General features: G+C 48.7%; 16 protein-coding genes. 6 read left to right on the plus strand and 10 right to left on the minus strand.

Annotated elements, in window-relative coordinates:
• Position 1: 1 nt before the first annotated feature.
• The 5 genes from MK185_13390 to nrdA all read right to left on the minus strand — a co-directional run bounded on the left by MK185_13390 (position 2) and on the right by nrdA (position 5,635).
• On the minus strand, positions 2-907 hold the full coding sequence (locus tag MK185_13390; GenBank protein MCH2041618.1) for a hypothetical protein: 906 nt from the start codon (positions 905-907) through the stop codon (positions 2-4).
• Positions 908-953: 46 nt separating this feature from the next.
• Positions 954-1,430, minus strand: coding sequence for a thioredoxin-dependent thiol peroxidase (gene bcp / locus MK185_13395; GenBank protein MCH2041619.1), 477 nt, complete (start codon positions 1,428-1,430; stop codon positions 954-956).
• A gap of 195 nt (positions 1,431-1,625) precedes the next feature.
• A complete protein-coding gene (gene yfaE, locus MK185_13400; protein MCH2041620.1) occupies positions 1,626-1,880 on the minus strand; it encodes a class I ribonucleotide reductase maintenance protein YfaE in 255 nt (84 codons plus the stop codon).
• Positions 1,881-2,142: 262 nt separating this feature from the next.
• Positions 2,143-3,273, minus strand: coding sequence for a ribonucleotide-diphosphate reductase subunit beta (gene nrdB / locus MK185_13405; protein ID MCH2041621.1), 1,131 nt, complete (start codon positions 3,271-3,273; stop codon positions 2,143-2,145).
• Positions 3,274-3,361: 88 nt separating this feature from the next.
• The gene (gene nrdA, locus MK185_13410; GenBank protein ID MCH2041622.1) at positions 3,362-5,635 is read right to left on the minus strand and encodes a ribonucleoside-diphosphate reductase subunit alpha; all 2,274 of its coding nucleotides are present in this window, start codon (positions 5,633-5,635) and stop codon (positions 3,362-3,364) included.
• Positions 5,636-6,032: 397 nt separating this feature from the next.
• On the opposite strand from nrdA, the gene MK185_13415 reads away from it, so the two are divergent.
• Positions 6,033-6,773, plus strand: a complete 741-nt coding sequence (locus MK185_13415; protein MCH2041623.1) for a response regulator — start codon at positions 6,033-6,035, stop codon at positions 6,771-6,773.
• A gap of 58 nt (positions 6,774-6,831) precedes the next feature.
• Positions 6,832-8,358, plus strand: a complete 1,527-nt coding sequence (locus tag MK185_13420) for an ATP-binding protein (protein MCH2041624.1) — start codon at positions 6,832-6,834, stop codon at positions 8,356-8,358.
• 189 nt (positions 8,359-8,547) lie between these two features.
• Here the strand turns inward: MK185_13420 and MK185_13425 are convergent, their stop codons facing one another.
• Complete coding sequence (locus MK185_13425; GenBank protein MCH2041625.1) at positions 8,548-9,480, minus strand: LysR family transcriptional regulator; 933 nt, start codon at positions 9,478-9,480, stop codon at positions 8,548-8,550.
• A gap of 40 nt (positions 9,481-9,520) precedes the next feature.
• Positions 9,521-11,071 carry a methyl-accepting chemotaxis protein gene (locus MK185_13430; protein ID MCH2041626.1) on the minus strand — a complete coding sequence of 517 codons (1,551 nt, stop codon included), beginning with the start codon at positions 11,069-11,071 and terminating at the stop codon, positions 9,521-9,523.
• 139 nt (positions 11,072-11,210) lie between these two features.
• On the opposite strand from MK185_13430, the gene glpK reads away from it, so the two are divergent.
• Together glpK and MK185_13440 are read left to right on the plus strand one after the other, a co-directional pair.
• Positions 11,211-12,695, plus strand: a complete 1,485-nt coding sequence (glpK, locus tag MK185_13435) for a glycerol kinase GlpK (protein MCH2041627.1) — start codon at positions 11,211-11,213, stop codon at positions 12,693-12,695.
• Positions 12,696-12,842: 147 nt separating this feature from the next.
• Positions 12,843-13,943 (plus strand): GGDEF domain-containing protein, encoded by a 1,101-nt coding sequence (locus MK185_13440; protein ID MCH2041628.1) that lies wholly within the window; start codon positions 12,843-12,845, stop codon positions 13,941-13,943.
• A 7-nt stretch (positions 13,944-13,950) separates the two neighbouring features.
• Here the strand turns inward: MK185_13440 and MK185_13445 are convergent, their stop codons facing one another.
• Positions 13,951-14,688 (minus strand): glutathione peroxidase, encoded by a 738-nt coding sequence (locus MK185_13445; GenBank protein MCH2041629.1) that lies wholly within the window; start codon positions 14,686-14,688, stop codon positions 13,951-13,953.
• Positions 14,689-14,877: 189 nt separating this feature from the next.
• On the opposite strand from MK185_13445, the gene MK185_13450 reads away from it, so the two are divergent.
• Complete coding sequence (locus MK185_13450; GenBank protein MCH2041630.1) at positions 14,878-15,252, plus strand: hypothetical protein; 375 nt, start codon at positions 14,878-14,880, stop codon at positions 15,250-15,252.
• A 5-nt stretch (positions 15,253-15,257) separates the two neighbouring features.
• On the opposite strand, the gene MK185_13455 is transcribed toward MK185_13450, so the two are convergent.
• On the minus strand, positions 15,258-17,078 hold the full coding sequence (locus MK185_13455) for a diguanylate cyclase (GenBank protein ID MCH2041631.1): 1,821 nt from the start codon (positions 17,076-17,078) through the stop codon (positions 15,258-15,260).
• Positions 17,079-17,192: 114 nt separating this feature from the next.
• Here MK185_13455 and MK185_13460 point away from each other — a divergent pair, with 114 nt between their 5' ends.
• Positions 17,193-18,029 carry an NAD(P)-dependent oxidoreductase gene (locus MK185_13460; GenBank protein MCH2041632.1) on the plus strand — a complete coding sequence of 279 codons (837 nt, stop codon included), beginning with the start codon at positions 17,193-17,195 and terminating at the stop codon, positions 18,027-18,029.
• A gap of 41 nt (positions 18,030-18,070) precedes the next feature.
• Here MK185_13460 and MK185_13465 read toward each other — a convergent pair whose 3' ends face one another.
• Entirely contained in the window at positions 18,071-18,664 is a 594-nt protein-coding gene (locus MK185_13465) for a hypothetical protein (protein ID MCH2041633.1), read from the minus strand.
• Between the last annotated feature and the right edge of the window lie 35 nt (positions 18,665-18,699).

Below are 18,699 nucleotides of genomic sequence, written 5' to 3' on the forward strand. Positions count from 1 at the left end.
GCTAAAAACGCCATTCTGCTGTGACATTGAACTGTTGCTGCAAAGATGACGAATCACGGATTTGTAAACTGTCTTCTTCTCGAGCATCACTAAAATCATAATATTGCCAATCTAGCTGATAGACGGCTGATATCTGCAGTTGGCGACTGAAGCGCCAGCGGTAGTTTCCTGCCAGGCGTAAAGCCAGATAATTAAACCCTTTTCTCAGACCATTGTCGGTAGCCAGGTAGTTATTTTCATCATCTTCAAAGGTGCCGTGGCCAAGTGCAAATTGCCAGGGCACATCCCAACCACGACGTTGTTGTTGAGCGCCAATGGCAATTGAGTAATGCTGAATTCTGGCCGGAGTCAGTACCTCTGCGCGACTAGGCAAGCGCTGCCTGATTGAAATGGGCTGTTGCAACAGAGTGTGTTGCAGACTAAACCGATTCAAGACGGAATAGGGACGGAATACTTTTACTGTTAGTGCCATTTCGCGGCGGGTTTGTTTCAGTAACAGGCTTTGCTGTAGTGCAAATACCTGATTTGTTGGCGTCCATAACGTGTTGTCCCGGAACTCACTGGTTAACTGCTGATCACCGCCCTTAGCCTCCAACAGCAAGTGATGATGCTTTAATCGGGCAAGCGGCCAGCTAACAAACCAGCGTTGATATTGGGCAGAGCGTTCAGAGCGCGAAGTTTTGCCTGGATAAGATTGATGCCATTGAATCGCTGGCAAAGAAAATAACCAGGTATTATTACCGGGTCGCAAAGCAGGGTTGAAGAAACAATGACTGGTTAAATAGCGGTCTGTGGTGTATTTCAGATTATCTACAATCGGAATATCCGATTGCTGTATACCAGAACCACAGCCCACCGTATGGTCAGCGAGGGAAGGGACCGGCAGAGTTGAAAGAAAAGCAGACAATAAGATGATTCTCATTGTCTGTGTATCGGCTTTATCCAATAAAGCTTTACAGGCTTTTCAGAATCTCTAACACATCGTCATGATGGCTTTTGGTTTTCACCTTTTCCATGATGTGTACCAGCTTGCCTTCCGCATCGATAATAAAGGTTAGTCGGTGAATACCTTCGTATTCTTTACCCATAAACTTCTTCAATGCCCATACGCCGTAATCATCAGCAATTTTATGATCTTCGTCGGATAGAAGTGTGAAGTTTAATTCATGCTTTTCGATAAATTTCACCAAACGCTTCGGTTCATCCGGGCTGATCCCAAGTACCACAGTGTTGGCATCTTCGAAAGCGGCTTTGGTGTCACGAATGCCCTCCGCCTGCACGGTACAGCCCGGCGTCATGGCTTTCGGGTAAAAATAAAGGATTACAGTTTTACCACGGAAATCTTTCAGCGAAACGGAATCTCCGTCTTGGTTAACGGTAGTAAAATCCGGTGCCGCTTTACCAACTTCTGGCAGATTTAATTTGCTCATACAGTGCTCTTTTTTTCGCTTGAATAAAACAATAAGGCTACCGTAAAAAAAAGGGAAATCAACCGTAGGAATATCAGGGATTCCTGAATGGATTGTAGAGCGTCTGGAGCTTTGCGCCCGCGTTGCTAAAGGTCTGATGCCAGAAAAGAAGTCACGGCAGGCAATTGGCCGTACTTGAATTAGAGAGAATCTCTGTCAGTCGATTTTGATTTTAATGTCTGACTTTGGAATGCAACAGCAAGGCAGGATTTCGTCATCATTGATCCAGGCCATTGGTTCTTCGTTGTAATGCACTTCGCCTTCCAGTAACTGTACCCGGCAACTACCGCAATAACCTTCGCGACACTGATAATGCACTTCGATATTTTGTGCTTCCAACGAATCAAGCAATGTACCGGCATGCTGAAATTGAACTGCCTGATTACTATCACTGTTCAGGCTGTTGTGAATTTCTACTGCATAAACCGGTTTGCCCATGCCTTCGAGTTCGATTTGGGGATCGGCGTCGGGCTGTTCCGGATTGCTTTCTGGCAGATACAGTTCACCCTGAACGCTATCAACATCCGCTACGGGCGCTAAAGCTTCCAACTCGAACTGATCACAACCACTCTCGGTGGTTGGTGTCAGTTCGAAATCATCAGGTTTATTTTCAGACATATGTAAGATTGCAACAGACATCCGTATCGTGTTCCGTTATAGGTAAAATCCCGGCTTACAGGTCGAAATCGCCAAAATCGTTAGTATCCACTTCGCTATCAATAGCACCCACCAGGTAAGAGCTGATCTCAGCTTCCTGAGGAGCAACCTGAACATTGTCACTGTTTAACCAGGCATTAATCCAGGGTAGAGGATTATTTTTGGTTTCGAAGATAGGATCAAAGCCCAACGCACCAATACGCTGATTCGTAATATACTCAACGTATTGGCAAAGAATGTCTTTGTTTAAGCCGATCATAGACCCATCTTTAAACAGGTACTCGGCCCACTCTTTTTCCTGTTCTGCGGCTTCCCGGAAAATAGTGACCATGTCATCGCGACACTCTTCCGCGATTTCTGCAAACTCAGGATCGTCTTTACCGCGAGCCATGATCTGCAGCATGTGTTGAGTACCGGTTAAGTGCAGTGCTTCATCGCGAGCAATCAATTTAATGATTTTGGCATTGCCTTCCATTTTTGCACGTTCAGCAAAAGCGAAAGAGCATGCAAAACTGACGTAGAAGCGAATCGCTTCCAGCACATTAACGGAAATCATCATACGGTACATACGACGTTTTAAATCACGCAAATCGATGTCAATGGTTTCGCCATTAATGGTGTGAGAACCCTCACCCAATTGAGTGTAATAGTTCGACAGCGCAATAAATTCATCGTAGTGCTTCGTCACAGACTCGGCACGTTTGGTGATGTGTTCATTTTTAGTGATATCGTCAAAAATATCGGCCGGGTTTGGCACAATATTACGAACAATATGTGTGTAGGAACGGCTATGAATGGTTTCACTGAATGACCAGGTTTCAATCCAGGTTTCCAGTTCAGGTAGTGAAACCACTGGTAATAATGCCACATTTGGCGAGCGCCCCTGCACGGAATCCAGCAGTGTCTGATACTTCAGATTAGAAACAAAGATATGTTTCTCATGCTCTGGCAAATCAAGGAAGTCTTTGCGGTCGTTGGTCAAATCCACTTCTTCCGGTCGCCAGAAAAAAGACAATTGCTTTTCGATAAGATTTTCGAAAATTTTGTGTTTTTGCTGGTCGTAGCGCGCGACGTTCACCTGTTCACCAAAAAACATTGGCTGGGCAAAAGTATCAAATTCGTTGCGGTTAAAAGTGGTATAAGCCATTGCAATCTTCTCAGTGGTTACGCCGTTGTAAGACCATACGGCGCGACCGGGTTACTCTCATTAATTAGTTTGAAGATCTGACCAACAATCAGATCTTACAAGCGCCGCCTTCGCAGCCATCGTCTTCTTTTTCAGCTGCTTGCGGATCTTCCATACCATCGCGAGTGTTGTGGTAGTACAGAGTTTTTAAGCCGTTTTTATAAGCCGTTAGCAGATCTTTCAGCAGTTGTTGCATCGGTACCTTGCCACCGAAGCGCGCCGGATCGTAGTTGGTGTTGGCAGAAATCGCCTGGTCAACAAATTTTTGCATAATACCCACCAGCTGCAGATAACCCTGATTATCCGGGATTTGCCACAGCAGCTCGTAGTTGTTTTTCAGTTTGTCGTAGTCCGGGACAACCTGTTTCAGGATACCGTCTTTACTCTGCTTAACGCTGATATAACCCCGAGGTGGCTCGATACCATTCGTCGCGTTACTGATCTGAGAAGACGTTTCAGATGGCATCAGTGCCGTTAGGGTGGAGTTGCGTAAGCCATGCTCCTGAATCTCTTTACGCAGAGATTCCCAATCCAGTTGTAGTGCTTCGTCACAGAAGCTATCCACTTCTTTCTTGTAGCTGTCGATGGGCAGAATGCCCTGAGCGTAGGTGGTGTCATCAAACAGTTCACATTTGCCCTGTTCTTGCGCCAGCTGATTAGAGGCTTTGAGCAACCAGTATTGAATGGCCTCAAAAGTACGGTGAGTAAGGCCATTGGCACTACCGTCAGAATACTTCACGCCGTTCTTAGCAAGGTAGTAGGCATAGTTGATAACACCCACCCCAAGGGTACGACGGCCCAGACTAGCCCGTTGTGCTGCAGCAACCGGATAATCCTGATAACTCAGCAGACTGTCCAGAGCACGAACAATAAGGTCTGCTAGTTCTTCCAGTTCAGCCAGGTCAGTGACTGTACCCAGGTTGAAGGCCGCCAGAGTACACAGAGCAATTTCACCGTTTTCGTCGTTAATTTCTTCCAACGGTTTGGTCGGTAGAGCAATTTCCAGACACAAATTGGATTGACGAACCGGCGCACGTTTCGGATTAAATGGGCTGTGGGTATTACAATGGTCAACATTCTGGACATAGATGCGGCCAGTGCTTGCACGCTCTTGCATCATACCGGAGAACAAATCAACGGCTTTAACAGTCTGCTTACGAATGCTGTCGTCGGCCTCGTACTTGGTGTAGAGCTGATCGAACAGTTCCTGATCTTCGAAGAAGGCATCATACAGACCAGGCACATCTGACGGAGAGAACAGGGTAATGTTGCCGTTTTTGATCAGGCGTTCGTACATCGTTTTGTTGATCTGAACACCGTAGTCGAGATGACGTACGCGGTTTTCTTCAACACCGCGGTTATTCTTCAGTACCAACAGGCTTTCAACTTCCAGATGCCACATTGGATAGAATAATGTGGCGGCACCACCACGGACACCACCCTGAGAGCAGGACTTAACGGCGGTCTGGAAGTGCTTGTAGAAAGGAATACAGCCGGTGTGGAAAGCTTCACCACCACGAATCGGGCTACCCAAAGCACGAATACGCCCACCATTAATACCAATGCCCGCGCGCTGAGACACGTATTTAACAATAGCGCCAGCGGCTGCATTGATCGAATCCAGGCTGTCACCGGCTTCGATCAGCACACACGAACTGAACTGGCGGGTAGGTGTACGAACACCTGCCATGATTGGGGTTGGCAGCGACAACTTAAAGCTGGATACCGCGTTGTAAAAGCGTTTGATGTAACCCAGACGGCGTTCTTTATCATACGACGCAAACAAACAGGCGGCGATCAACACGTATAGGAACTGGGCGCTCTCATAAACTTCCCCAGTTACACGGTTTTGCACCAGGTATTTACCTTCCAGTTGTTTGACCGCGGCATAGCTGAAGTTCATATCACGCGAATGATCGATAAACTCATCCATCGCAGCGAATTCTTCCGCGGTATAGTCTTCCAGCAGGTGTCGATCGTAGCGTTGGGCCTCGACCATTTTTTGTACATGATCCAGCAAAGCGGGCGGTTCAAAGCGGCCGTATGCTTTCTTACGCAGGTGGAAAATATTCAGCCGGGCAGCCAGGTATTGGTAATCCGGAGTTTCTTCAGAAATCAGGTCTGCAGCAGCCTTGATCAGGGTTTCATGGATTTCAGAAGTCTGTATGCCATCGAAAAACTGCAGATGTGCTTTTAACTCAACTTCAGAAACGGACACTTTGTCCAGACCATCGGCGGCCCAGGTAACTACTTTGTGAATCTTCTCTAGATCGAGAATTTCCTGACGCCCATCACGTTTGCTGACTTTGAGCTGACTGTTCATGCTGATTGTGCCTGTATTCAAGGGAAACTACTCCATCTATCCCTGATAGAAATAATGTGAATCCATAGATGTTGACGCCTGGGTTAAAAGCCTGTAGATGACTCTCTAAGTGACTGAGTTGTCGACAGAATTTATAAGGCCGAAGCACAAGATAATGCGGTCAGAGTGGGTTTTCAACCCCAAATGTAGTGTGTCGTAAAAATGACATGTGGATAACTTGTGTGTAGTTGGTGGACACTATTTCTGCACTTTCGGGCAGCGGTTGCCGTGTCTGATTTGGTGTGAAAAAGGCACCATCAGCAAATGTTTTTTCGTTACTATGCAACAAAGCGTAACTAGGTCTAAAGTTATATCTATATGGCCGACTGGCAAAGTATTTAAGGATTGGTAAGGAACCATGTTGAAACAAGAAAATGGTCAAAACCCGGAAGAAAACTGGCGCATTCTGATCGTTGAGGATGATGAGCGTCTGGCGACACTCACTAAAGACTACCTCGAAAGCAACGGGTTGAAAGTATCGGTCGAGGGCGATGGTAGCCGCGCGATTGAACGCATCAAGACAGAGCAACCCGATCTGGTGGTGCTGGATCTTATGCTACCAGGCGAAGATGGCTTAGCCGTTTGCCGTATTGTACGTCCTTATTATAAGGGTCCGATTCTGATGTTGACGGCACGTACGGAAGACCTCGACCAGGTGCTTGGCTTAGAAATGGGTGCTGACGACTACGTGGCTAAACCCGTTCGTCCTCGTGTGTTACTGGCACGCATTCGCGCATTGTTGCGTCGGGTTAAGGAAGAGCCGGAACAGGAAGAAATGGAAGCCGGTGGTGATAACCGTCTGACCTTCGGTAACCTCGTGGTGGATAATGCCATGCGTGAAGCTTGGCTGGATGGGCAAAGTATTGATTTGACCAGCGCCGAGTTTGATTTGTTGTGGTTGCTCAGCTCCAGCGCCGGGCGTGTTTTGACACGGGAGGAAATCTTCCACCAGCTGCGGGGTATTGAGTATGACGGTCAGGATCGTTCTATTGATGTACGTGTCTCGCGTATTCGTCCAAAAGTCGGTGATGATCCGATGAACCCGAAACGTATCAAAACTGTGCGTTCTAAGGGTTATCTGTTCGTGAAGGAAATCTGAGCGCGGGAGACAGCGTATCTTTATACGGGTTTATTCCGGACTGTTAGCAGCCCTGCTGGTGGTGGGCATTTTATGCACGGCTGCGTTGCAGCTGGTTAACTTTGTCCGCACAGCACAGTTTAATGAAGACATTGTCAGCGGTAGCTTGTTTATGCTGGCGCAGCGGCTGGAGGAAAATCCGGCCGCATTGAGGGAATTATCGGCGTTGTTTGATGCGGATATGCAAATCTTGCCATTGGCAGAGGCGCGTACCGATCTTGATGATTATCAGATTCACCGTCTTGCCCGAGGTCAGGCATTGATCTTTCTGACCAATGATGGGCGCAGTGTTCGCTTGATTAAGGACCTTAATCTGCAACGGGTGCTGGATATTGAACTCAATGCCGTAACGGATATTCAGGCTCAGGCTGCAGCTTTCCTGTTAATGCAGGATTTTCGGCGCAGTGGTCTGGAGATCGAAACTTTCCTGAAACAAGTACAACCGAAGTTTGGTTTCCCGCTGAAAGCACTTCCTTATGATCAACTCAATCTGACTGACACCGATAAGGGCAGGATGCTGTACGGAGACATCCTGGTGCGTATATCTATCGAAGGGAACAGAGCCGAGGCGCTGGCCAAGTTGCCTGGCGAAGAACGCGCTTTAGTTGTTGGCCCCATTAATGCTTTTAACCCTTATTCCTGGCAGGCGATCATGGTTATTGCCACGATCGGTATTATGTTGATCGGGCTGGGGGTTTATTGGGTGGTGAATTCATTTGAAACGCGATTACGCAAACTCGAACAGGCGACCAGTCGTCTGGCGCAGGGTCATCTAAATGCCAGGGTGGCGGTGACCGCCAGTGATCCTGTCAGTCGTTTGGGGCAGGCGTTTAATAAGATGGCGGATCACATTCAGCGCCTGATTTCGATTCAGCGGGAAATGGTTCGTGCGGTGTCACATGAATTAAGAACGCCGGTAGCGCGTATCCGATTTGGCGTACAAATTATCGAAGATACGGTTATCGACGATCCGTTTGTTGCTAAGCAGCTGAAAGGGATGGACTCTGATATTCAGGAGCTGGATGAGCTGATTGATGAAATTCTGACTTATGCTCGATTGGAAGAAGGCGGACCTATCCTCGATTTTCAAAAGGCCAATATTGCTGATATTGCGCTACAGGTCGTTGAAGAGGCCCGGCCACCCGAAAAAGTGACCGTGGGCTATGTTGGCGTTGAGCCGGATAGCAGTCATATGGCGGAGGTTGAACCACGTTATGTGCACCGAGCCATTCAGAATCTGGTCGGTAACGCGGGTCGTTATGCCAACTCTCGTGTTCAGGTGAACTGTACTGTCGGTACCGATACCTGTCGGGTTGATGTCGAAGACGATGGTCCGGGCATTCCGGAGGAAGACTGGGATCGTGTCTTCACTGCTTTTGCACGGTTAGACGATAGCCGCACCCGCGCTTCGGGTGGCTACGGTTTAGGGTTGTCGATTGTGCGTCGTATTGCTTATTGGCATGGCGGTCGTGCCATGGTGTCGCGCAGCGATACTTTAGGTGGCGCCAGATTTAGTCTTATCTGGCCAAGAAGGCACCAGGAATAACAGTTCAGTAAATTTGTAAACACAAAAGGTTACATTTGAAAACGTATTCGCTACAGACGGTTCACAGTATTGTCGGCAATATAGCCCTCGCGTATCCCTAGGAGACGTGGTGAGAATGTAGCGAAGAAATTCGCTTTTTGGGGCCTGAATTTCAGGCCCTTTTTTTATGCCTGTCATATACCTCTTCAGTCAGGTTTGCTCTTCAGCCGGTAAAATACCGGATAGATGTTTAAAACTGCTCTCCAGTGCCTGCTGTAGAAAATCCTGAATATACGATGTGTCAGCTTGTTCTTTGCGAATTGCTGCATAAAGCGTTGGCCAGACCCCATCGTCGCCTAAGGGGCGGCTGGTGATTAGGCTTGCATCCAGATAAGGCTGCAATGCCCAGTTCGGTAGGCAGGCGACACCTCGTCCACTGGCAACGAGTTGCACCATCATCAGCGTTAACTCTGTTTGTCGGGTCATTTGTGGCTCAATGCCATGCGGCGTCAGGAAACGTTCAAAGATATCGAGACGCTTCCTATCCACCGGGTAATGAATCAGGGTTTCCTGTTGCAGATCGGTTGGTACAACACGACTTTGGCGCGTCAGTGGGTGCTGGTTGGCAATCGCTAACAGTGATTGGTAACGAAACAAGGGCTGGTAGTGAATATCGCTATGTGTATGCGGATCTGAGGTAACCACCAGATCAATATCACCACGAATCAGTGCCGGAATGGGTTCAAAGTTAAAGCTGGTACTCAGGTCGATCTCAACCTCAGGCCAGTGATCACGGAAACCGTTGATAGCGGGCATCAACCACTCGAAACAGCTGTGGCATTCAATGGCCATGTGCAAACGACCAACGTCGCCACCGGCCAGTTTTTTCAGGTTGCGTTCGGTGTGTTGCACCTGAGGTAACACCTGATCGGCCAGTTGTAACAATTCCAAACCGGCACGGGTAAAGCGCAACGGTTTGGTCTTGCGCAGGAATAGTGATACGCCAATCCGCTCCTCCAGGTCTTTGAGCTGGTGCGACAGAGCAGATTGTGTCAGGTGCAAGCGGCGCGCAGCTTCAACCAACGTTCCGCCATCACGAAGCGCCGCAAGCGTGCGCAGATGCTTTATATCCAATAAGGACATGAGTAACTCTCAGCTTTTTTCAGCTTTATATGTTATTCCTTCATAACCCATGTTGGAAGCGGCGAATAATATTACTTTGTTCTTCCATCAGTAAAGACAGCTCGTCGCACTGGCCGTTCATATCCTGCGCCAGCTTTTCAGCTTCGTCCGATAACCCCTCCAGTTGCAATAAATGTTGAGAGATATCGCTGGCCGCTGAATTTTGTTGATCAACTGCCACACTGTTTGCACCGGCAATTTGCTGAATATCGGTAAGTTCATTGTTGATGGCTGAGAAGACCTCGGTTACTTGCTGTGCATTGACCAATGTCTGAGCCGTCGACTCCTGACCTTTTTTCATGGCTTTAACGGCATGTTCACTGTGCTGATTGAGACCGTTAACGATCGTTTGAATCTCACCCGCAGACTCTTGTGCCCGCTGGGCCAGAGTACGCACCTCATCGGCAACGACCGCGAATCCGCGACCTTGTTCTCCGGCGCGTGCGGCTTCGATCGCGGCGTTTAGCGCCAGTAAGTTAGTTTGTTCAGCAATATCACTGATTGCCTGAAGGAAGCGGTTGACCGCCAGGGTTTCTTCCGCCAGATCTTCAATGGCACTGGCCGTGGTTTTTAACTCCTGCTGTAAGGTTCCTGTCTGGTTCATCATGTCGTTAATATTGTTCTGGCCACGTTGAGCCGTTGCCGAAGCCGTATCGCTGGCATCGCTGGATTGCTGATTGTTTTCTGCCAGTTTGTCGGCTGCACCCTGAATCTCCTGACTGGTACGTTCAACTTCAACAGTATAAGTGTGTTGTTGTTTTACCCGGTTCAGAGTGTCACCTGACAGTTTGACGGTATTGCTGGTTGCATCCTGAAGTCGCTCTGTATTGTCGGCGACTCTGACCAATACCGTTTGTAAGCGGCGGTCCATGGTATGCATCGCAACTTCGATATCACCGCAGACATCGGTGCGGCCGGTATAAATCCAGGTCATCATGCGGTTGTCTTTAACCCGCCGTGTTTTCTCGCTAATCGTGCTCATTTGCTGGTGGTTCAACCAGATCGAAAACAGACTGGCAGTAAAAGCCAGGGTGGTTATCAAAGCACCGGCGGAACCAATGATTAACGCCGCCAGAACCAACAACCAGGGTGCATACATCAAAGCATAGTGTTTGAAATCAGAGCTTTTAGGAACGGCAGCTTTCCCCTGATTAATACGCCGATAGGCTATTTCGGCACGTTCGATTTGTTGAGCTGAAGGTTTAACGCGCACGGATTCATAACCGATCACATTTCCTTTGTCGTAAAGCGGTGTTACATAGGCATCAACCCAGTAATGATCGCCGTTTTTACAACGATTTTTCACAATGCCAATCCAGTGGCGGCCGTCTTTTAGTGTGCGCCACATATCATCAAAAGCGGCCGCTGGCATATCCGGGTGACGAACCAGATTGTGAGGGCTGCCAATTAACTCGTCACTGGAAAAACCACTGATGTCCGCAAAATGGCGATTACAGTGGGTAATGATGCCTTTCAGATTTGTTGAAGACACCAGGTGGCAGCCTTCTTTTAAATGCACCGTTTTTTGAGTAACTGGTTGGTTATTACGCATGTCTGTGCTCATTAAATATACTGACTTTCAATATAGCTGAATTCGTATTTTTTTCCTGAGCAACAGCGGGATACAGAAAAACTTGGTTGCTCAAAGGCTTAGCAGTAATATTCGACACAAAATAAACAGGAACATACTCATGCCACGTTATTTACTGAGCCTGGATCAGGGAACAACCAGCTCTCGCGCTATTATTTTCTCCGAAAAAGGTGAAATCCTGGCCTCTGGTCAGCAGGAATTTACTCAGCACTTTCCACAGCCGGGGTGGGTTGAACACAACCCGGCCGAAATCTGGCAAACAACGCTTTCAAGTGCCCAGCATGCCATTAACCAGCTTGACTGTGACCCCACTGACATTTCTGCAATTGGTATTACTAATCAGCGTGAAACCACGTTGGTTTGGGATCGCGCTACCGGTGAGCCGATTTACCCGGCGATTGTCTGGCAGGATCGGCGCACCGCCGATCAGTGTCAGGCATTGAAAAACGACGGCCTTGAGGAAAAGGTGGCAGCGAAAACCGGTTTATTACTCGACCCGTATTTCTCGGCCAGTAAAATCGCCTGGATTCTTGACCATGTGGATGGGGCGCGAGAACGTGCGGAAAAAGGTGAGCTGGCGTTTGGTACGGTCGATACCTATTTGCTGTGGCAACTGACGGGCGGTGAGAGTCATGCGACTGATGCAACAAACGCATCGAGAACGCTGATATTCGATATCCATAATCAGCGCTGGGATGACGAGCTGCTCGAGCTGTTCCGGGTGCCTAAAGCGATACTGCCAGAGGTCAAAGACAGCTCGGCAGATTTTGGCAAAACACGGCAGGCGCTGTTCGGAGCTGAAATTACCATCGGTGGCATTGCCGGAGATCAGCAAGCGGCACTGATTGGGCAAGCGTGTTTTGAACCGGGAATGGCGAAGAGTACTTACGGCACCGGTTGCTTCATGGTGATGAATACCGGTGAGCAGGCGCTGCAGTCGACCAGTCGCATGCTAACGACCGTCGGGTATCGTATCGACGGTAAAACCACCTACGCGCTGGAAGGTTCTATTTTTATGGCCGGCGCCACCATTCAATGGATTCGTGATGGTTTGCAGTTAATTGATAACGCGAAAGAGACCCAGCCATTGGCGGAACAAACCGGCTACGACAATCCGGTTTATATGGTACCGGCGTTTGCTGGTCTTGGTGCTCCTTATTGGGACCCACAGGCAAAAGGCGCCATTATGGGATTAACCCGTGACACCGGTATTAAAGAAATTGTGACTGCGGGTTTGCAGGCCGTCTGTTACCAGACCCGCGACTTGCTGGAGGCGATGGCAAAAGACGGTGTGAAGCCCGCTGAGCTGAGAGTTGACGGCGGTATGGTAGTTAACTCCTGGCTGATGCAGTTCTTGTCTGACACACTCGCACTGAACATTACACGTCCGCAAGTTACCGAAACCACCGCTTTGGGAGCGGCATTTTTGGCCGGTTTACAGGTTGGCATCTTTGACAGCCTGGAAGACGTCTCAACTTTGTGGGTGCACGAAAAGGAGTTTGTTCAACAATTGGATGACGAGACTCGCGAGCGTCTCTATCGTGGTTGGCAGGAAGCCATTAATCGTGTGCGTACGCAGCAGTAAAATGCTGCTATTCCGTCGCATTGCACAAACCCCGGCTCCGGATTGGTAATGACAATCTGGAGTTTGGTAACTTTACGTAATATGACATAGCCGTGTAGTTTTTAATCTCTATAATCTCCCGCTTGTTCTTATGCATGGGATGCACTCGTGGGACAGCTTCATAAAGACATAACCCGTCGCCATGGTTTGGCTACGGCAGCTTCAGCTATATTCAGCTTGTTGTTATTGTTGGGTTATTTTCTGCAACTCACTCAGCTGACGGCTACGCAGCTGGTGGTGATTTTCTGCAGCTACTGGAGCGTCCATCTGTTGATGCTCTATTGGGTTATCACCGGCTTTAGCCAACGTTATTCTGACCCCAGCCTCACCCTTCCGTTCATGCTCTGGAATATCCTGTATATCTCCGTCATGTTGTTATGCGCCAAGGAACTGCGTCCGGTCTTGATGCTGGCCTATCTGGCCGTCATGCCGTTTGGGGTATTCCGCCTGAGCTGGAAGGAATATCTGGGTATCTGTTTGTTCGCGATGAGTTGTTACACCGGCGTGGTGTTGTATTTACAGCACAGTGGTGGTGGCTTATGGATTCCCGAACTTGAGGCTTTCCTTGGTATTACCTTCCTCGCATGCATTATGGCGTACACCGTTATCGGTCGCGAATTTACCATTCTTCGGGATGCTTACAAACGCAAGAACAGCGAGTTACGCCGCGCAATGGCGCGGATTGAAGAGTTAGCAATCACTGATGAACTGACCGGCCTGTACAACCGCCGTTACCTGATTCGTACGCTGGAAAAGCAACGTGCTTTGGCCAATCGGGAAGGGTTACCATTTGTGCTGGCCTTTGTTGATATTGATCACTTCAAACAGATCAATGATGTTCATGGACACCGCATTGGCGATCAGGTGCTGGCTGAGCTTTCTTTGCAGTTGAAAATGTCGATTCGCGAGGTGGATCTGGCGGCACGCTATGGTGGTGAAGAGTTTGTATTACTACTCAGTGGGTTGGAGTTAGAAGATGCCGGTCGGGTGCTGGATCGTATTCGTGTCAGAGTGACTGAGAAAGGATTTTCTGAAGTAAATATTCCCCTCACCGTTTCCATTGGTGTTGCCCAGTTCCATCCCGGAGAAGACTGCGAAGAGTTATTGAACCGAGCCGACCGGCTGCTTTATGAAGCGAAGCGAGCGGGCCGGAACCGGGTAAAAATGGAACCAGTGGAGATGCAACTGTTCACTGAAAGCATCTCCTGATGTTTTATTATTTCGCCAGGTGAGCGGACAGTTCTTCACTGCCACCGATGTGTTGTCCGGCGATAAACACCTGGGGTACTGTCTCGCGGCCTGTGAGCGCGCGTAATGAGGTGATGCTGGCATCACGACCCATCAACATCTCTTCGTACTCCAGGCCCGCTGCTTTCAGATCATCTTTAGCTTTGGCGCAGAATGGGCATCCTGGCTTGGTAATGATAGACACCGATTGTGGCAGTTCAGCATCCGCATTGATGTAATTCAACATGGTATCGGCATCGGATACTTCAAACGGGTCACCTGGCTTTTGTGGTTCGATGAACATTTTGTCCACGACACCGTCCTTAACCAGCATACTGTAGCGCCAGCTGCGCTTGCCAAATCCCAGTTCTGCTTTATCAACCAGCATACCCATACCAGCGGTGAACTCGCCGTTACCATCGGGAATCATTCGAATGTTCTCAGACTCCTGATTGGCGGCCCAGGCATTCATAACAAAGGTATCGTTCACGCTGATGCACACAATCTCATCCACACCATTGGCAGCAAACACCTTTGCTAATTCGTTGTATCTTGGCAGGTGTGTGCTCGAACAGGTTGGTGTAAAGGCGCCGGGTAACGAAAATACGACAACCGTCCTGCCGCGAAAGATTTCATCGCTGGTTACCGTCTGCCAATCATCCCCAATGCGGGTTGGCCAGCTAACGGATGGGACGGTTTGACCTTCTTTATTTTCTAATGCAGACATGCTGTTTTCCTCGTGGATAAATCCAGAATATTAAGTAGACGGCTTTAGTATGGTTGATTGTTAGGTGATTGGTAAAATAAATTAATTGAATTTATATTAAAGTAATTAGCTATCGATAAGTTTTACTGCGGATTCCGCCAGTGAGGCACTCAGGGTATAATCATGCCCCTAAATTGATTGGGTACAAAGATGTTAATTGAAAACAGCTCAAACCTGGTTCAGAGCGTTGAGCAGGGTAAACTGGCTTCGGGAAAGCAAGCTGATCTGGCGAAACTGATTAACGGTCAGGTGCTGGCCATCAGCGACGATGCACTCGCGTTGTTCGGCCGTATCGAGGATGTGATGGATGAGCTGGGGAATGGCTTACGCGCCAGTGCGGCAATTCCCTCAGAGTTTCAACTGAGTCTGCAAGATGGTTGTTATCTGCAAGAGCATCGCGCGGGTTATGTCGGCCTCAGTTCAGAGCGGGTATTGTTGATAACACTGAATGATGTCCAGATGTTTCCATCCAAGCAGGATGCTCTAGCTAATCGTAACGAGATTTTGCGCTTGCCACTGGGGTAATGTGTTTATCCCAGTTCCTCTGACGGCACCAAACTGTGGCTGCCTCGCACACAATTTCTACCATCACGCTTGGCCCGGTAGAGGGCTTGGTCGGCCAAATCGTAGTGCTGGTGCAGTTGCTCAGGCTCGGTGGGAATCTGAGAGTGAAAACCAATACTGATGGTCACCGACAGAGCATCGCCACCATGACGGACGGTCAGGCGCTCAACCTGTTGACGTAATTGCTCTGCAATCAGTGCTGCTCCCTCGCCCGGTGTATCCGGTAATAACGTGGCAAACTCTTCACCGCCGTAGCGATAGACCTCGTCCATCGGCCGTTTAATCATGGTATCCAGTGTGGTTGCCACCTTTTGTAAAACCAGGTCGCCGATCTGATGGCCATGGTTGTCGTTAAATTGTTTAAAGTGATCGATGTCGATAAGGAGCAACGACAGCGGTGTTTTCTCCCGACAAGCGTCATAGAACAGAGTGTAAAACTGCTGATCGAAACATCGGCGATTGCGTATCTGAGTCAAAGCGTCAGTGGTCGATTCCTGTTGTAAGCGGTGGTTAACCTTTTCCAGGTCCTGTGTTCGTTCTTTAACCTTCTGATCCAGTACCTCGTTGGCTTCGCGCTGCATATTAATAATCACATCCTGTGCCGCCATCAGTGCATGGCGCTCCCGGTTATGACGTTCAGCCATGCTCAGCGCCAGCAGAATAACCTGTGCCGTACCACCGATTTCGATAGCATGTTCAGTAATTAAGGTAACAGGCAAAATGCCAAATTTTTGCAGTGAGTAAACCAGAAAACCAAAAATCAGCAGACTGAACGCCAGAAAAAACAGTAGGACATCGCGTGAGCGGGTTGCATGCCAGAGGTAGGCGCCATTAAACAGAGCTGACAGGCTCATCACTATAGCCAACGCGGTCAAAGCCCGGATCATCACGGTGTAAGGGGTAAAAAATGAAGCAATAGCACCGATGAGTGCCAGGACAATATAGCCGATAAAGATGTGGTAGATTTTTCGGTTGAGGGTTTTCAAACGTAAAAAAGTCACTCCGAAATAGGCCATACAGGTGGCTGTTGCAGTCAGGGAGAGTAACAACATCAGATCGTTGAGTGCGGGTGCATTGGGCCATAATAAGGCAAACGTCCAACCGTGTGTGGATGCCATCAACAGCGCAAAAGAGCTGATCGTGACTGAATAAATCAGGAAAATACTGTCGCGGGATAAAACGTAAATCAGCAGGTTGTAAATCACCATCGACGCCAAAACTGCATAAAAAGCGGCATCAAAAGTGACAAACGCCAGTCTTTGCTGCCAGTAGCTGTTTTCTTTGTAAAGGCTGATAGGGAGCTGAATGGAACTCTCGGATTCTACTTTGATATAAATCCATTGTGCTTGTTGCAGACCCGTTAGAGGAAAAACAAACTCAGGCACGGCAACGGGTCTGCTGGCAAAAGGCAGGCTGTTGCCCGTGATAAATGTTTGTTGAGCACGATCCTCGGCAACAATAAACAAAGACAGTCGGTCCAGTAGTGGATAATTCATTTCCAGCATCCAGCGATCTGTATTATCCAGTGCCAAGTCTTCAATGTTGAGACGGAACCAGAATATATGTTCGCTGAAGCCAAAGTTGATCCCCTCGGCATCTATTTGTTGCCAGGCACCGTCAGGAAGTTGCAGTGCTTGCTGAAGATTGAGATTTTTTGCGGAGTGAAATACCTCAGCCGATATCGAGCCGCGTTGGTCTGGCCATTCATTGGATGGCAGCAAGCTGGCTAATAGTGCTCCGCTGGCAACCAGGGCACACAAGAAAATGAGTCGGGGGAGAAGTGACATAAACACGCATTAGCTGATGTTCTCAAAGCCAGTATAGACGGCATTTCTGACATTGACCCCAGGTTGGCGCCTGGTTTATGGTTCACAGCCATATCAACAGAGTGGATATCAATAGTGACTAGCAGCGGTTTTCAGACATTCGTAATTGGCGCTGAGCAGCCTGTAGGCCAGTATCTGGCGCGCAGTCTGAATGCCCAGGGGCTTATGTATAAAAGCATTGCACTTGAGAGCCGCGACAAGCTGCCGGTAACGCCAGGTGGGCGTCCGTTCTTTGTAATTGTGCCGACACTTCAGAGCGAAAGTTTTGCTCATGCTGCTTACTGGCTGGACCGGGCACGGGAAATAGATGCTTGTGTGGTGCTGATTTCCTCATTAATAGTATTTGAATATCAAGCTGGTGCGGTTGTCACAGAAGACACCTGTGAGTTTGCAGAAAATGAATCCGCTCAGGCTTTATTGAAATTGGAAGATCACGCACGTCAGACCGAGCAGCATCTGATATTACGCATTGGACAGCTGTTTTCGTTACAGGGTGACGACTTTGCCAGCCAGCTGCTTACCCAAGCTCGTCAGCAGTTACAGGTTGATGTGGATATGCAGCGGTTGTTTGACCCAACGCCCGCCGATGATGTTGCCGATGTTATCTTGGCAATCATACGCCAGCTGGTATGCAGTGATGATCTGTTTGGTACTTACCATTTCAGCGGTGTTGAGCCGGTGTCTGCTTACGCGTTTGCTGAGGTTATTATGGCTCAGGCCGGTCAGTTTGAAGATTTGTCTGAGCTGGAGCTGAAATCTCAGGAGGGAGGGATGATGCCGGAATTATGGAGTGTTTGCTCTGATAATACTCTGCTATTCCATACCTTTGGCATCAAAGAGAAAGCATGGCGTCAGAGTGTGGGTCGATTACTGAAGCGTTATTATCGGGTGGATGAATCGACTCAGAGTTGAAAGACGGCTGAGTCAATACACAAGCATGTCTGGCCTGATGATCAAGCCAGATTTAAAGCGGTGGATTCCTGATACAGCGCCATCAACTTATCGGTAATCACCGTACGGATGCCTTCACGCTCCAGGCTGGATAATGACTTCAGCTCTTTCAGGCGCAAGCGGTTCAGATGTAAACAAGGCAGTTTGTCGTTGAACTCCCGCAAGTCACCTTTCATCAGTACCGGCAGGAATGGGTCGTCGCTATTGGAGCGACGCAGAATCTGGCGCATACCTTCCTGAAATGGAATCGGCACAGAACGTACGTTCTTGTTCTTGTGTGAAATCACCAGATACAAGCCCTGCTTGCCGATTAAATTACCTGGGATAACGTGTAGCCCAGTCGCCTGAACGGCGTCAGCGCTCAAATGGCTGAAGGTATCATGGAATGCGTATGGGTCCGGCAGGATAACCATCTGGCGATTGGCTTCTTCCGGGAAAAAGATGCTGTAGTTGGTGTACAGCTGTTTTACAGAACCAGAGAATACACACAGGCGGTTTTCAAACTGTTTGATAAAGTTCATGGCTCGCTGATGCTGGGTTAGCTTCTGTAAGTCCCAGACCAGATCGGCATTTTGTTGATTTGCTGTGATATTCATTCGGTTCCACCCCTTGCACCAGCGTTTCCGCTTGG

Source organism: Saccharospirillaceae bacterium (genome assembly GCA_022448365.1).
Classification (GTDB): domain Bacteria; phylum Pseudomonadota; class Gammaproteobacteria; order Pseudomonadales; family Oceanobacteraceae; genus Bacterioplanoides.

Coding starts and splice junctions, on each gene's coding strand:
- nrdB (MCH2041621.1), bottom strand. CDS start 3,273: ATGGCTTATACCACTTTTAACCGCAACGAATTTGATACTTTTGCCCAG.
- MK185_13415 (MCH2041623.1), top strand. CDS start 6,033: ATGTTGAAACAAGAAAATGGTCAAAACCCGGAAGAAAACTGGCGCATT.
- MK185_13430 (MCH2041626.1), bottom strand. CDS start 11,071: ATGCGTAATAACCAACCAGTTACTCAAAAAACGGTGCATTTAAAAGAA.
- bcp (MCH2041619.1), bottom strand. CDS start 1,430: ATGAGCAAATTAAATCTGCCAGAAGTTGGTAAAGCGGCACCGGATTTT.
- MK185_13450 (MCH2041630.1), top strand. CDS start 14,878: ATGTTAATTGAAAACAGCTCAAACCTGGTTCAGAGCGTTGAGCAGGGT.
- nrdA (MCH2041622.1), bottom strand. CDS start 5,635: ATGAACAGTCAGCTCAAAGTCAGCAAACGTGATGGGCGTCAGGAAATT.
- MK185_13455 (MCH2041631.1), bottom strand. CDS start 17,078: ATGTCACTTCTCCCCCGACTCATTTTCTTGTGTGCCCTGGTTGCCAGC.
- glpK (MCH2041627.1), top strand. CDS start 11,211: ATGCCACGTTATTTACTGAGCCTGGATCAGGGAACAACCAGCTCTCGC.
- MK185_13425 (MCH2041625.1), bottom strand. CDS start 9,480: ATGTCCTTATTGGATATAAAGCATCTGCGCACGCTTGCGGCGCTTCGT.
- MK185_13465 (MCH2041633.1), bottom strand. CDS start 18,664: ATGAATATCACAGCAAATCAACAAAATGCCGATCTGGTCTGGGACTTA.
- MK185_13445 (MCH2041629.1), bottom strand. CDS start 14,688: ATGTCTGCATTAGAAAATAAAGAAGGTCAAACCGTCCCATCCGTTAGC.